Source organism: Pseudomonas sp. RSB 5.4 (genome assembly GCF_037126175.1).
Lineage (GTDB): Bacteria > Pseudomonadota > Gammaproteobacteria > Pseudomonadales > Pseudomonadaceae > Aquipseudomonas > Aquipseudomonas fluorescens_H.
Window position 1 is genome coordinate 1,210,222 of the sequence record NZ_CP146986.1, and the last position, 15,148, is coordinate 1,225,369.

Annotated in this window: 13 protein-coding genes; 10 read left to right on the forward strand and 3 right to left on the reverse strand. The window is 60.9% G+C overall.

What is annotated here, in order from left to right; genetic code table 11:
• The first annotated feature begins 36 nt into the window (after nt 1-36).
• Nucleotides 37-933 carry a DMT family transporter gene (locus V9L13_RS05400; RefSeq protein WP_338801758.1) on the forward strand — a complete coding sequence of 299 codons (897 nt, stop codon included), beginning with the start codon at nt 37-39 and terminating at the stop codon, nt 931-933.
• On the opposite strand, the gene V9L13_RS05405 is transcribed toward V9L13_RS05400, so the two are convergent.
• The 3 genes from V9L13_RS05405 to V9L13_RS05415 all read right to left on the reverse strand — a co-directional run bounded on the left by V9L13_RS05405 (nt 920) and on the right by V9L13_RS05415 (nt 5,602).
• Nucleotides 920-2,809, reverse strand: coding sequence for an acyltransferase family protein (locus tag V9L13_RS05405; RefSeq protein WP_338801759.1), 1,890 nt, complete (start codon nt 2,807-2,809; stop codon nt 920-922). The genes V9L13_RS05400 and V9L13_RS05405 overlap by 14 nt on opposite strands.
• Nucleotides 2,810-2,889: 80 nt before the next feature.
• On the reverse strand, nt 2,890-3,930 hold the full coding sequence (locus tag V9L13_RS05410) for an FUSC family protein (protein WP_338802833.1): 1,041 nt from the start codon (nt 3,928-3,930) through the stop codon (nt 2,890-2,892).
• A gap of 46 nt (nt 3,931-3,976) precedes the next feature.
• Nucleotides 3,977-5,602, reverse strand: coding sequence for an NADP-dependent glyceraldehyde-3-phosphate dehydrogenase (locus V9L13_RS05415; protein WP_338801760.1), 1,626 nt, complete (start codon nt 5,600-5,602; stop codon nt 3,977-3,979).
• Between the two features lie 372 nt (nt 5,603-5,974).
• Here V9L13_RS05415 and V9L13_RS05420 point away from each other — a divergent pair, with 372 nt between their 5' ends.
• The 9 genes from V9L13_RS05420 to V9L13_RS05460 all read left to right on the forward strand — a co-directional run bounded on the left by V9L13_RS05420 (nt 5,975) and on the right by V9L13_RS05460 (nt 15,121).
• Nucleotides 5,975-6,337, forward strand: coding sequence for a c-type cytochrome (locus V9L13_RS05420; protein ID WP_103522074.1), 363 nt, complete (start codon nt 5,975-5,977; stop codon nt 6,335-6,337).
• Between the two features lie 76 nt (nt 6,338-6,413).
• Entirely contained in the window at nt 6,414-7,742 is a 1,329-nt protein-coding gene (locus tag V9L13_RS05425) for a D-arabinono-1,4-lactone oxidase (protein ID WP_226501519.1), read from the forward strand.
• 74 nt (nt 7,743-7,816) lie between these two features.
• On the forward strand, nt 7,817-9,025 hold the full coding sequence (locus V9L13_RS05430) for a DSD1 family PLP-dependent enzyme (RefSeq protein WP_338802834.1): 1,209 nt from the start codon (nt 7,817-7,819) through the stop codon (nt 9,023-9,025).
• A 174-nt stretch (nt 9,026-9,199) separates the two neighbouring features.
• Complete coding sequence (locus tag V9L13_RS05435) at nt 9,200-9,634, forward strand: hypothetical protein (RefSeq protein WP_338801761.1); 435 nt, start codon at nt 9,200-9,202, stop codon at nt 9,632-9,634.
• A 245-nt stretch (nt 9,635-9,879) separates the two neighbouring features.
• Nucleotides 9,880-10,491 (forward strand): transposase, encoded by a 612-nt coding sequence (locus V9L13_RS05440; protein WP_338801762.1) that lies wholly within the window; start codon nt 9,880-9,882, stop codon nt 10,489-10,491.
• A 74-nt stretch (nt 10,492-10,565) separates the two neighbouring features.
• The gene (locus tag V9L13_RS05445; protein ID WP_338801763.1) at nt 10,566-12,164 is read left to right on the forward strand and encodes a ShlB/FhaC/HecB family hemolysin secretion/activation protein; all 1,599 of its coding nucleotides are present in this window, start codon (nt 10,566-10,568) and stop codon (nt 12,162-12,164) included.
• Nucleotides 12,165-12,176: 12 nt separating this feature from the next.
• Complete coding sequence (locus V9L13_RS05450; protein ID WP_338801764.1) at nt 12,177-13,976, forward strand: DUF2341 domain-containing protein; 1,800 nt, start codon at nt 12,177-12,179, stop codon at nt 13,974-13,976.
• 11 nt (nt 13,977-13,987) lie between these two features.
• Nucleotides 13,988-14,413, forward strand: a complete 426-nt coding sequence (locus V9L13_RS05455) for a biopolymer transporter ExbD (RefSeq protein WP_003224462.1) — start codon at nt 13,988-13,990, stop codon at nt 14,411-14,413.
• A gap of 3 nt (nt 14,414-14,416) precedes the next feature.
• The gene (locus V9L13_RS05460) at nt 14,417-15,121 is read left to right on the forward strand and encodes an energy transducer TonB (RefSeq protein WP_103522227.1); all 705 of its coding nucleotides are present in this window, start codon (nt 14,417-14,419) and stop codon (nt 15,119-15,121) included.
• Nucleotides 15,122-15,148: the final 27 nt, after the last annotated feature.

Consider the following 15,148-nt stretch of genomic DNA (forward strand, 5'->3'; position numbering starts at 1 on the left):
TGCCACGCTTTCGTCAAATGCCAAGGGAGATTAATGATGGACACAACAACCCGTCGCGGCTCGTTGGAGATGACCGCCGCGATGCTGATTTCCGGAACCATCGGCTGGTTCGTGCTGGTATCCGGGCAGCCGGTGCTGGACGTGGTGTTCTGGCGCTGCGTGTTCGGCGCCGGCACCTTGCTGTTGATTTGCGCAGCGTTCGGCTTCTTGCGCCCGGGTATTCTGACCCGCACCACGTTCCTCCTCGCGGTACTCAGCGGTGTGGCGATTGTCGGCAACTGGGTGTTGTTGTTCGGCTCGTATTCCCGGGCATCGATTGCCATCGGGACGGCGGTCTACAACGTGCAGCCGTTCATGCTGGTCGGCTTGGCGGCGTTGTTTCTCGGCGAGAAAATCACCCTGCAGAAACTGTTCTGGCTGGCGATTTCCTTTCTCGGCATGTTGGCGATCGTCAGCGCCCATGGCGGGCAGGGTGAGGGCGGTGGCGAATATCTGCTGGGCATTGCACTGGCGTTGGGCGCGGCGTTGCTCTACGCGATAGCGGCGCTGATCATCAAGCGTTTGACCGGCACACCGCCGCATCTGATCGCCCTGATCCAGGTCTGCACCGGGGTGCTGCTGCTCGCGCCGTTCGCGCACTTCAACGGCCTGCCGCAAACCAGCGGTGCATGGGCCAGTCTGGTGACGCTGGGCATTGTCCACACGGGCCTGATGTATGTCCTGCTGTACGGTGCGATCCAGAAACTTCCAACGGCACTGACGGGCGCGCTGTCGTTCATCTACCCGATTGCGGCGATTTTCGTCGATTGGTTCGCCTTCGGCCATCGCCTGGAAACCCTGCAATGGCTCGGTGTGGCGGCAATTCTGCTGGCCGCCGCCGGCATGCAGCAGGGCTGGGGGCTGAAAACCCGGCGTCAGCTCAAATCGGTTTGATCAGATCCTTGAACAGGCCTTTTAGCTGCTGATTGCCGGCATCCACCAGATGATTGTCATCGAAGTAAAACGGCACGCCGTCCCTGGACCCCATGCAGTTGCCGTTGGGGCACAGGTACGGCGTCGGGTCGATCACCGTCGCGTTGCAGCGGCTGGCGGCGGCTTCGATCGTCGCGATGGCGATGCGGTTGCGCTTCTCATATGTCTGTAATGGCAGGGAAATATCCGTGGTTTGCCGGAACAATCGCCGGTTCAGATTCAGGCCCTTGTAGACGCTGAAGGGCATTTCCGGGATCGGTTTGACGATATACACCGGATGGTTTTCAGCGATCGAACACACCGTGCTGACGTACTCTTCGGTATAGGCGTCGGCAAACGAGGCCTGCCGCTCGGGAAAGGAAATCCGGTAGCTGTTTTCCCGGCCCGAATCCGCATACAGCGCCGCACGGCTGAACAGCACCACCGGCACGCCGGCGTACGCGGTTTTCAGTTGTTGCAGCTTTTCCTGATTGAAGCCCCGGCACTGGCTTTCGACGGTCTTGTCGTGCATGGCGAAGTGGGCCAGGGTCGGGCAACCGCCCCGGGACCAGGACAGCGCCGCCTGCGGGTTTTCCATTTGCACCGCCGCTGCAGTCGATTGCGCATGACTGTCGCCATACAGAATCACCGAAACCTCGCCGGTACCCAGTTTGCAATCCGCCGCCCCGAATTCGTTCGGGTAGCACTCCTGCGGATACAGCTTGCTGGTGTATTCCGGCTGGCCGAGCTCGACCAGCGCCGGGCGCCAGTCGGGGTGGTCCTTGACCAGCGAAGACGTCACCGCAGACACGGCAACCACGGCCACTGTCAGCGACGCGAACCTGATCACCGTTCGTGTGGCGGTCGTACCGTTCTTCACCCTGGATTCAACCAGGTAGTAGGACAGGGCGCCCATTGCGAACGACGCAATCATTGCGCCGATCACGTGCGGCCAACTGTTCAACAGTCCGCACAGGTACAACAGCACCACCAGCGGCCAATGCCACAGGTACACCGAGTAGGAAATGCTCCCGACAAATTGCAGCGCAGGATGGCTGCTGAACGCGGACCGGGTGTTGCCGTGAATCACCAGCATCGTCCCCAGTACCGGCACCAGTGCAAGGTAGCCCGGCCACACATCAGCTTCAGAAAAAAACAGCACGCTGATGCCAATCGCCAACAGTCCGAGTCCTTCACAAATCGCGCCGCCGCGCTGGCTGAGCCGCAAGGGAAACAGAAAGACCAGCCCGCCAGCGATCATTTCCCACGCGCGGGTGGGCAACATGTAGAACGCAAACGTCGGGTTGAGGCGTGTCATAACGACGGACGCCGCGAGTGAGATCAGTGCCAGGGCGACCAGGGCCAAGCGGGTCTTGCCGGTACCGAAGAATCTGTGCAATCCCATGATCAACACGGGATAGAGCATGTAGAACTGCCACTCGACCGACAGCGACCAGGTGTGCAGCAGCCAGTTTTCATGCAGCGGCGCAGCGAAGTAATTGCCGCTTTGGGCGAAGCTGAAGTTCGAGCTGAACAGCAGGCTGCTCTTGATCGTGCGGATGGTTTCGCGCAAATCGTCCAGCGGCAGATAGGCGTAGCCAAAGACCAGCAACGCAACGCACAGGGTCAGCAAGGCAGGAATGATGCGTCGGGCGCGGGAGGCGTAGAAACCGAGGAGGGAAAAGTTCTGTTGTTGCACGCCATTGAAGATGATGCCGGTCATCAGGAACCCGGAAATGACGAAGAACACGTCTACCCCGGCGAATCCGCCTTCAAACCCTGGCACCTTGAAATGAAACAGCACGACCGCGAGCACAGCCAGTGCCCGCAGGGCGTTGATACTTTTCCTGAATTGCATTTATGCGTCCATGTCACATCCGTTGTGCGGCGCATTGTAGTGATGATGTCAGCTTTGTTACATGGGTTTTTTCCGACGACTCAGATGTTCCAGCGCGGCGCGGTCATTGCCAGGCGTTGACGCAATTCGCCGATGTTCGCCGCCAGTTGTCGGGTCAGCAAGCGGTAACCGTCCAGCGTGCTGTAGACCGGTGTGTCGAGGCTGGCGTCCGGCAACTCCAGCGGGCGCTGCAGACGTTGCGTGGCGCCGGACTTCAAGGCCCGGGCCATGCCGATCAGTTGCACGCGGATCACCCGGTGCTCGGCCCGCAGCGCCGATTGCAGATGCGCCATGGCGTCGGGGTCGTTGGCATCCGGGCGGGTGTTGCCGAGGATTTCCAGGGTACTGACGCACATTCGCAGGTTGCGCTGAATCGCGTCCAGTTCGGTCATGGAAATCTTCACTTCCTTGGACACTGAAGGCATCAGCGAGCGCAGTTGCACCATAACCGTAGTCACCCGGCCCATCAGCTTCAGATGTTCATCGGCGCTGACCGGTTGGCCGCTGATGATCCGCCCGTACAACGTGGCGCAGTCGCGCAAGGCATCGGCGAGGTTGTAGCGCCACGAATACACCGCGTACAGCGGCAGGGCGAAGGAAAACGCCAGGGCCAGGGCGATGCCGATCAGGATGTCGACGCCGCGCCACAAGCCGTCGGTGATCGGGTTGTCGCCATGTCCGGCGACGATGAACACGGTAATTGCCGAAAGCAGGGCGGTGTAACCGCCCTTGCCGATGGCGTGATAGGAGAAGAATCCGCAGACCACGGCCATCGCAAAGTAGGTCAGCCACGGCATGCCGAGCCATGCCTGTTGGGCCACCAGCAGCAGACCGACGCCGGCACCGATCAGGGTGCCGGTGGCGCGTTCGGCGGCTTTCTTGCCGATGTTGCCGTGGTGTTGCAGGCCGCCGATCACCACCAGCATGGTCACCGAAGCCCACTCGCCGTGGGGCAGGTTGATGCCGGTGGTCAGCAGAATGGTCGCCAGCAGCCCCAGTGCTACCCGCACCGCGTGAATCACTCGGGCGTGCTGGTAGCGGCGGTACGGGTCCAGCAACGGACGCAGGATTCGCCGCAGCAGCGGTGGCAGTCGGTGGGTGCTGAAGGTGCTCAGTGCAAAGTCCTCGTCAGAAGATGTAGTCGGTGGTCAGGAAGCTCGAATCGCGGCCGCGAATGATTTCGCTGATCAGATCCTTGTTGCTGTCCTGGAACTTGGTCGCCACCAGTGTGCGGATCGAAAACACCCGCAGCGCATCGTGTACCGACAGCGTGCCTTCGGCGGAGTTCTTGCGCCCGTTGAACGGGTAGGTGTCCGGCCCGCGCTGGCACTGGGCGTTGAGGTTGATCCGCCCGACCTGGTTGGCGAAAGTGTCGACCAGTCGGCCGATCGCCACCGGGTTGGTGCCGAACAGGCTTAGTTGCTGGCCGAAATCCGACTCCAGCACGTAATCGATCACGGTATCGAGATGACGATACGGAACGATTGGCACCACCGGGCCGAATTGTTCTTCGTTGTACACGCGCATCTGCGGCGTCACCGGGTACAGCACGGCTGGGTAAAAGAACGACTCACGACTCTCGCCGCCGTTCGGGTTGACCACTTGTGCGCCCTTGCTCTGCGCATCGGCCACCAGGCCGTGCAGGTAGTCGACCTTGCCCGACTCCGGCAGCGGCGTCAGCGCCACGCCGCTGTCCCACGGCATGCCCGGCTTGAGCGTGGCGAGTTTGGCGTTGAATTTTTCGATGAAGGCGTCGACCACGTCCTCGTGCACAAACAGGATCTTCAGCGCGGTGCAGCGCTGGCCGTTGAACGACAGCGAACCGGTGACCGCTTCGCTGACTGCGTTGTCCAGATCGACTTTCGGCAGGACGATGCCGGGGTTCTTCGCATCCAGACCCAGCGCGGCGCGCAAACGGTGCGGTTTCGGGTGCAGTTTCTTCAGGTCGCTGGCAGCCTTGTTGGTGCCGATGAAGGCGAAGATGTCGATCTTGCCGCTGGCCATCAGCGCGCTGACCGTCTCGCGGCCGCTGCCGTAGATCACGTTGATCACGCCAGTCGGGAAGCTGTCGCGGAACGCCTCGAGCAGTGGGCGGATCAGCAGCACGCCGAGCTTGGCCGGTTTGAACACCACGGTGTTGCCCATGATCAGCGCCGGAATCAGCGTGGTGAAGGTTTCGTTCAGCGGATAGTTGTAAGGGCCCATGCACAGTGCGACACCGAGCGGCACGCGACGGATCTGGCCGAGGGTGTCCTGCTCCAGTTCGAAACGGCTGGAGCGGCGGTCGAGTTCCTTCAGCGCGTTGATGGTGTCGACGATGTAGTCGCAGGTGCGGTCGAACTCTTTTTCCGAGTCCTTGAGGTTCTTGCCGATCTCCCACATCAGCAGCTTGACCACGGCTTCGCGCTGCTGGCGCATACGCCCGAGGAACGCTTCGACGTGCTGGATCCGTTCGGCCACGCGCATGGTCGGCCACTGGCCCTGACCGCGATCGTAGGCGCGCACGGCGGCATCGAGGGCGGTGAGGGCGGTGTCGGCGTCGAGCAGTGGCGTGCTGCCGAGGATCACTTGTTCATCCCCGCTTTCGCCATGGATATAGACCGGGCTACGCACTTGTGCGAGCGGGCCGTCCCAGCGCCGCAGTTCGCCATCGACGAGGTATTCGCGTTGCTCGACCTGACCGTCGAGGCGGTATTTTTCCGGGATGTCGCTGACAGAAGGGAACAGATTGCCAAGGATGTTTGCTGTGGTCATGTCGCTACCCCGTGTTGATGTCCGTATACAGATCAAAAAGTCTTTACAGGTTATACGCCTGAATGCGCCGACATTTAAACCCGCCAATGTCACGCGAATGTCACGCAGAGATGCGGAACAGAGCTCTGACTGGTTTATGAAATCCAATGTGGGAGCGGGCTTGCTCGCGAATGCGTCCTTTCAACTGACATCCTCATGGCTGACACACCGCATTCGCGAGCAAGCCCGCTCCCACAGTTGAATTGTATGGTTTGAACATTTTCTGCTGGCCCCCGAAGTTCCCCTCACTGTCCCGCAATGCCCTCAACCCTCTGGCGCCGCTGCCTTAAGGTGGGCTCACAACAATAAACGGCATCCCACGCGAGGATCGTTATGCGGGCATTGCGATTGACCTTTTTGCTGGCGCTGGCGATTGCGCTGCCTGGCTGCGGCGATGACGCCAAACCTCCAGCCACCCATCGCGTTGCGAGCAACGCCACCCCCTCCGACCCGGCACTGGCGCAGATCTACGCCAACAGCTGCCAGCTGTGTCACGCCAATCCGGCCGCCAACGCACCATTAACCGGTGACCGTAAAGCCTGGGAACCGCGTATCCAGCAGGGCGCCGACACGCTGCTCGACCACGCCATCAACGGCTACAACGGTATGCCGCCGATGGGCCAGTGCGTCGAGTGTTCGGAAGAACAATTCCTGCAACTGATCGGCTTCATGGCCGACCAGCCCCTCCCACAATAAGGGTGCGCGCATGAGCATGGATCTGACACGCCGGCAGTTGTTGCAGCGGGCAAGCATCGTCGGCGCGTTCACTGCACTGGCGGCCAATCCCGCGCTGGGGCAATTGATGCGCGCACCGCGACTGATTCCCTGGCGCAACTGGTCGGGCGGGCAGAGTTGCCTGCCGGCGGCGCGGTTGGCGCCGAAGAATCTCGATGAACTGAGCGCTGCGATTCGCCAGGCCCAAGGCAAAATCCGCCCGGTCGGTTCGGCGCATTCGTTCAGTGCGCTGGTGCCCACCGACGGCACGCTGCTGTCGCTGAGTTATTTCACCGGGCTGCTCGATCACGACCCGAAAACCCTGCAGGCCGAATTCGCTGCCGGCACACCGATGTCGCGCATGGGCGTGCCGCTGAAGGACGTTGGCCAGGCGCTGCAAAACATGGCCGACATCGACTATCAGACCCTCGCCGGGGCGATTTCCACCTCGACCCACGGCACCGGCAAAACCTTTCAGTCCTATTCCGCCCACGTCTGCGGCATGCAATTGGTGACGGCCAATGGTGAGGTGCTGGACTGTGACAGCCAGCGCCATCCCGAGGTGTTCAACGCTGCGCGGGTGTCCTTGGGCGCACTGGGCGTGGCGACGAAAATCCGCCTGCAAAATCGCCCGGCCTATCGCCTGCGCGAACGCCAGTGGATCGCCAGGACCGAAGAGCTGCTGGAAGACCTCGACAAAAACACCCGCGAAAATCAGCACTGGGAAATGCTCGTGGTCACCCATTCCGATTACGCCTTGTCTATCGCCCTCAACGAAACCAGCGACCCGGCCACCCCGCCAATCCCGCCCGAAGAGGAGGGCGGCAACGAGTTCGTGACCCTGATCGAGAAGATCGACAAGTACGGCAGCGATTTCCCTGAGCTGCGCAGCACGCTGCTCAACAGCCTGCGGCATCTGGCGAATTTTGATGATCGGGTCGGTGACTCGTTCGACATCTACGCCAACGTGCGCACCGTGCGCTTCAACGAAATGGAATACTCGGTGCCTGCCGAACACGGCCCGGCGTGCCTGCGCGAGATCCTCAAACTGATTCGCGACAAAGACCTGCGCACCTGGTTTCCCATCGAGTATCGCTACGTGAAAGCCGACGATATTCCGCTGAGCATGTTCGAGGGCCGCGACAGCTGTTCGATCTCGGTGCATCAGCACTATCAGATGGATCACCACAACTTTTTCGCGGCGGTCGAGCCGATTTTCTGGAAGTACAACGGTCGCCCGCACTGGGGCAAGTTGCACACGCTCAACGCCCGCACGTTACAGCCGCTGTATCCGCGCTGGCGCGAGTTTGTCGAGGTGCGTCAGGCGCTGGATCCGAGCGGACGCTTTCTCAATGCGCATCTGTCGTCAATTCTGGGGGTGAGCTGATGGCGCTCAATCGACGCAATTTCATGCTCGGCACATTGGGTGTCGGCGCTTTACTGGTGGGCGTGGGCGCCTGGCTGCGACCGGGTGATCGAGGTGCGCCGTACTGTGAATATTTCCGCGCGCTGAACAATGAACTGAAAGACAAAGGCCCGATGCGCCCGGTGCTGTTGATCGATCTGGATCGCCTCGATCACAACATCGACGTGGTGATGCAGTCGGCCAAACGCGGCGGCAAGCAATTGCGTCTGGTGGAAAAGTCCCTGCCGTCGCCGGGGCTGTTGAGCTACATCGCGCAACGGGCCGGGACGCAAAAACTCATGTCGTTTCACCAGCCGTTTCTCAATCACGATGCGGTCACGTTTCCGCAGTCCGACATTCTGCTCGGCAAGCCGTTGCCGGTGCGTTCAGCCGAGCTGTTTTATCAAAACCACAAAGGCTCGTTCGATCCTTCCAGGCAACTGCAATGGCTGCTCGACGGGCCTGAGCGCCTGCAGCAATACCTCGCGCTGGCGCAGGGGCTGGGCACGCGGATGCGCATCAACATCGAGCTGGATGTCGGCCTGCATCGCGGCGGGGTCAGTGATGTGAATGTGTTGGGGCAGATGCTCACGCTGATCAGCGCCAATCCGCAGCATCTGCAGTTCGCCGGGTTCATGGGTTACGACCCGTTCGTGGGCATGGGCGTACCGGGGATTCTCGGTTCGCCCGAGGAACTGTTCGCCAAAGTCATGGTGATTTATCAGCGCTGCGTCGATTTCACCCGCCAGCAGTATCCGACGTTGTGGAATGACAACCTGTGCCTGAACACCGCCGGCAGCCCGAGTTACCGCATCCATGAAAACGAGCGGCTGAGCACCGAGGTTTCGGTGGGCACGGCGATGCTCAAACCGACGCACTACGACCTGCCGTCGCTGGTCGATCACGTGCCGGCGACCTACATCGCCACGCCTGTGTTGAAGAGTACGGGGGCGGTCAACATTCCGGCGCTGGATGACAAGTCGCGGCTGTTCTCCTGGTGGGACACCAACCAGCGCCAGACCTTTTTCATTTACGGCGGCAACTGGATGGCCGAGTTCGAATCGCCGCCGGGTTTACAGAGCAATGGTGTGTACGGACGCAGCTCGAATCAGGAGATGGTCAACGGCTCCAACGCCGTTGGCTTGACCATCGAAGATCAAGTCTTCCTGCGCCCCACCCAGACCGAAGCGGTGTTGTTGCAGTTCGGTGATCTGCTCGCCGTGCGCAGCGGCAAAATCATCCAGACTTGGCCGGTTTACGACTAAAAAATATTCAACGTAATCTTTTTTCCTATGCTTGCCCACTGTCAACTCTGACAGTGGGCAAGCATGTATTTATATGGGGTAATAGTGACGGCATTATTCTCATTGTTTTGAGTTATGTCTGGATTTTTAAGTGTCCTTCTTGATTGAAAATGTTCGAAAAATGGAGTGTGTGAAATGAAAAATAAAGTTGAAGTTAAGCGGAATGAAAGAACCACAGGAACTTTTAAAATTGAAATCGTCGGTGGTCTTACCGAGTTTGTTCACGATCAGATTTCGTTTGATAAAAACAATCAACGTATTCAGATTTTTGCATACGAGGGCGCGACTGGCGGTACCATGCGGCCTCGGAAGCGTCTGACGTTTGAGTTCGCGCCCGGAACGCCTACTGGTCATTACGATGTCAAGAATATTTTGGAAGCCTCATTGGTCGATTATTCGGACATGCATTCCTTCAAGTACATTCCCGAGTCAGGATGGATTTCTATTGTTTTCCACGAATCACCGCAGCGAGCGTACGGCCTGTTTACCATGAAGATGAAAAATATTGGCGAGCCTCATGGTCCTGCGAATATTGAAGTTTTTGGTAATTTTGATTTGATCAACCAATAAGCGAGCACTTCTTGACATGCATGCCTGTGTGGGAGTGACTTTGCTCGCTCCCGCCTTGCAGCTGTTCAGTTTCAAAAAAAAGATGCCTGGGTGTTTGATTTTTCGCTTTTGACTCCGCCTTTAATGAAGCTTTTATGACAAAAGTTCGGTAGCACATAGCCAGTCCGGTCATGCCTATGTAACGCGCTTGAGGGGCCCAATGGGGCGCTTTTCACAAGCCGAGGCGGGACGCCGGGAGTGAGGCAATGGGGACTATGGAACGCTACTCGAAAGTGGGCATGCAGGAACTCGATCAGCGCCTGTCGAAGATCGTCGAAGCGGCGCGCAAGAAGCCGGTTTCGGTGTATCGCTACGGTGCGCCGTGGGTCTGGATCGTGTCGCAGGATGACTGGCAGGGTGCCTTGAAAGAGGTCTCCAGCTACATTCCGCCAGGCCATTCGCTGGTATTGCTGCGCCCGCAGATCGACGACTTGCTCGATGCCCATCAAGACCTGCTGCACGAACTCAATGCCGAGCCCGGCATGCTCATCCCCGCGCAAACCGTCATGCACATTCTGCTCCTGCAACTGCTGTATTCGGTGCCCAGCGAGCAGCAACTGTATGAACAGCTCAATTACAACCTGCTGTTCCGCTGGTTCGTCGGTCTTGGCCTGAACCAGAAAGTCTGGAGCTTCAACGTCCTCAGTCGCGACATCGCCACGCTCCTCAACAACCGGCGTGCGGTGCAGCTCATTCAGAAAATCATCGGCGAAGTGTTCTGCGGTGCCTTGCTGCAAATGCCCGAGTTCTCCTTGAACTTCGCGTTGTTGCATACCTGGCTCGGCAAGCACAGCGGTGCCGCGCACGTCAGCAATTAGCCGCGCCAGCCATTGGATGCAACACACAAGGCGTGCAACAGCGCCAACAGGTCATCGCGAATTCAGGGGGTAGTGTGGATCAGATTTTCACGTCACGGCTGGCGCTGTGGGGCTGGCTGCTGGTGACGGCCGGCGCGCAACCGGCATTCGCCGAAGAGATTGCCGAAGCTGCTGCGCCGCAACGTCTGGTGGACGTCAACGAATACTTCGTGCGCGGCAACACCGTGCTCGACGCCAGGGCCATCGAAGAAGCGGTGTACCCGTTTCTCGGCCCGCAGAAAGCCATGAGCGACATCGAAGGCGCCCGCGATGCCTTGCAGAAGGCCTATCAGGAGCGCGGCTACCAATCGGTGTTCGTCGAACTGCCGGAGCAAGCGGTGGCGGACGGCATCGTCTATCTGCAAGTCAGCGAAACCAAGGTCGGCCGGGTGCGCGTGGTCGGCGCCAAACACTATTCGCCGCTGGACATCCGCGACAACGTCCCGGCCCTGAAAGAAGGCGAAGTGCCGGACTTCGCCAAGGTTCAGGGCGAACTGGCGCAGCTCAATAAAACCCCGGGCCGCCAGGTCATGCCGCTGGTGCGCGAAGGTCAACGCCCCGGCACCATGGACGTCGATTTGCAGGTCGAAGACCAGAACCCCTGGACCGGCAGCATCGGCCTCAACAACGACTACAGCGCCGACACCGAAAAGCTCCGCGCCGTGACCAGCCTCGGCTACAACAACCTGTGGCAGCTCGGCCACAGCATCAACCTGACATTCTTCACCGCGCCGCAAGACACTGACAACGCCAAGGTCTGGTCGGGCTCCTACACCGCGCCATTGACCGAGCGCTGGAGTGTGCAGTTCTCCGGTTATCAGTCCGACAGCAACGTCGCCACCATCGGCGGCAGCAACGTGCTGGGCAAGGGCCATTCCTACGGGGTGTCGGCGATCTACACGCTGCCGTCCAGTGGCAGTTGGTCGAACTCGCTGTCGGCCGGTATCGACTTCAAGGACTTCGACGAACGCCTGACCCTGTCCGGCGAGAGCGACAAGGTGCCGCTGAAATACGCGCCGTTCACCTTCGCCTACAACGGCTTCCGCTACACCGAAAAAAGTCAGCTTGGACTCGGCCTGAGCCTGGTCGCAGCCACCCGCAGCATTTTCGGTTACGGCAGTTCCGACGAAGACTTCGACTACAAACGCTACCGGGCCAACCCGAGTTTCGCCGTGCTCAAGGGCGACAGCAACTTCACCTGGACCTTCGACAACGACTGGCAGAGCGCGAGCAAAGGCGCGTTCCAGCTGGCGTCGGGGCCACTGGTCTCCAACGAACAGTTTTCCGCCGGCGGCGCGACTTCGGTACGCGGCTATCTGGCGGCCGAGCGCACCGGCGATGACGGCGTACTGCTCAGTCAGGAGCTGCGCACGCCGTCGCTGGCGAAATACGCCGGCAGCTGGATGCAGGAATGGCGCTTCTACGCCTTCGCCGAAGGCGCGCAACTGTACCTGCGCGACGAACTGCCGGACCAGGACGCCAGTTACGCCCTGGCCAGTGTCGGCCTCGGCACCCGCGCCAGCCTGAGCAAATGGCTGTCCGGCAGCCTCGACTGGGGCTACCCGCTACTCGAAGGGCCGAACACCTCGAAGCAGGAATCGCGCCTGCACTTCAACCTTCAAGCCACTTTTTAAAGGAGCACGTTCATGCAGCGCCTCATTCTTTCGTTGTTGATCTGCCTGGGCTTCGTGCTCCCGGCCACGGCTCAGGCCTGGTGGCAGGACGACTGGCATTACCGCAAACAGATCGCCGTCGACACCACGCCGCAGGGCGCCGGGATCAATCAGGCGCTGGGCCGCACCGCGTTGCTGGTGCGCCTGCACACCGGCAACTTCACCTTCGATGGGGTCAAGGAAGATGGCGCGGATTTGCGCTTCGTCGCCGCCGATGACAAGACCGTACTCAACCACCAGATCGAAAGCTTCGATGCACTGATGGGCATGGCGCTGATCTGGGTCGATGTACCGAATGTCGAGGGCGGTCAGCGTCAGGACATCTGGATGTACTACGGCAACCAGAAGGCGCCGGCCACCGGCAACGGCCAGCTGACCTTCGATCCGAATTACACCGCGCTGTACCACTTCGACGGTGCCACCGGCACCCCGGCCAAAGACACCACCGCTTACGGCAACACCGCGCAAAGCGCCACTGGCGCGGCGATTGACGGTGTGATCGGGCGCGCCTTGCAGTTCAGCGGTCAGCCGCTGCTGCTGCCGGCCAGTCCATCGTTGCAGCACAGCGCTGGCAGCGCGTTCACCTTCAGTGCCTGGCTGCGTCTGGATCAGGCCAATGGCGAGCAACTGATTCTGGCCCGCCGTGAAGGCGCCAACAGTCTGCTGGTCGGGGTCAATCAGGGTGTGCCGTTTGTGGAGATCGAGGGCCAGCGCGCCGTGGCCACTCAGCCGCTGAATCCCGGCCAATGGCAGCACGTCGCGCTGACCGCCGAAGGTTCGAAAGTCAGCCTGTACATCAATGGTCGTGAGAGTGCGACTCTCGCTCAGGCGATGCCGGCGTTCAATTCGGTGATGGCGATTGGCGGCGATCTGGCCGCAGGCCCGTACCAGCCATTCGTGGGCGCCATCGACGAACTGCGCCTGTCGAAAGTCGCGCGTCCGGCGCCGTTGCTGCTGGCTGATGCGACCTCCCAAGGCGCCGAGTCGAAACTGGTGGCCTACGGCGTCGACGAAGAACAGTCCGGTTTCGGCTTCGGCAGCCTCGGTTTCCTGCTCAACGCGGTGCCGGTCGATGCCTGGGTAATCATCGCCGTACTGGTGCTGATGATGTTCCAGTCGTGGATCATCATGCTGCGCAAGAACCGCACCCTCAGCCGCGTGAGCAAGGCCAACGAGGATTTCCGCGAGCAATTCGCCAAGGTCGGCACCCGCCTGGAAATGTTCGCTGACGACGCGCAACTCGCTCAGCGTCTGCAGCATTCGCCGCTGTGGCGCCTGTACTCGGTGGCGGTCAAGGAAATCCGCACCCGCCGCGAGCAGGGCGCCGATACCTCCTCGGTTTCCGCCGCCACCATCGAAGCCATCCGTTGCTCGATGGACGGCGTGCGCACCCGCGAGAACCAGGCCCTCAGCTCGAAACTCTCGACCCTGTCCAACGCCATCGCCGGTGGCCCGTACATCGGCCTGCTCGGCACCGTGCTGGGGATCATGGTGGTGTTCCTCGGCACCGCCATGGCCGGCGACGTCAACATCAACGCCATCGCGCCGGGCATGGCCGCCGCATTGCTCGCCACCGCCATGGGCCTGTTCGTCGCGATCCCGGCGCTGTTTGGCTACAACCGCCTGATCACCCGCAACAAGGAAGTCAGCGCCGACATGCGCGTGTTCGTCGACGAGTTCATCACGCGTCTGGCGGAGATGCACGGCGAGAGCCAGTTCAGTGAGGCGTCGCATCAGCGCGGTCATCACGCCAACCACTCCGTACCGGCCTGAGGAGCACTGCCATGGCGTCCGTAAATGCCTCCCACGACGATGACGAAGATGCAGCGGTGGACAGCATCAACATCACCCCATTGGTCGACGTGCTGATGGTGGTGCTGGTGATGTTCATCCTCACCGCCACCGCGCAGGTCTCCGGGATCCAGATCAACCTGCCCAAGGCCAGCGCCTCGGTGTCGCTGTCGGAGGCCAAGACCAAGGCGATTTCGGTCAACGACGGCGGTCAGGTGTTCCTCGACGCCTACCCGGTGACCCTGGCCGAGCTGGAAGAACGCCTGCGCATCGAGAAGGCGCAGAGCCCGGACTTCCCGGTGATCGTGCGCGGCGACGCGACCGTGCAGTACCAGAAGGTCATCGAAGTGCTGGATCTGTTGCGCCGGCTCGAACTGTCTCAGGTCGGTCTGGTGACCGGCAAACCGACGCAGGGCTGAGTGATGACCGCACAACTCCCGATCGAGCCGCTGCCGGTGAAGCGTTCGCCATTGCGTTACCTGAAGTGGGGCGCCGGGCTGCTGCTCGGCGCGCTCGCCGCGTGGTTCCTGTGGCAGTGGGCCAATGACATGAGCGGCGTGCGCCGTGAAGCGCCGAAGGTGCCGACGATCATTCCGTTGCCGCCACCGCCGCCGCCACCACCGGAAAAACCGCCGGAGCCGGAAACCCCGGTGGAAGAAAAGGTCGTCGAGCCTGAGCCAACGCCCGAGCCGCAGGAGGTCAAGCCCGAGGAAGAGGCGCCGCCATCACCGGCGGACGATCTGGCCAACCCGATGCAAATGGACGGCGATGCGCAGAGTGGCAATGACGCTTTCAACATCGGCGCCGGCAAGGGTGGCGGCATGGCCGGTGCGGGTGGCGGACGCCTGGGCACCGGCACCTACAGCCAGTTCCTCGCGTTCACGTTTCAGCGCTTGCTACGCGAGAACCCCGACCTGCGCAACCTCGCATTTTCGCTGCAGGCCGATGTGTGGCTGAGCAGCGTCGGCGAAATCACCCGGGTCGAGCTGGTCAAGTCCAGCGGCAATCCCGAGATCGACACCCAGGTACTGGCGGCGCTGCGTAACGCGCCGCACCTGAGCGAACGGCCACCGGCCTCCATGACTTTGCCTGTGCGCCTGTCCCTGCAAGGGCGGCGTCCGGGTTAACCCACTTATTCATTGCCAAGCATTCAA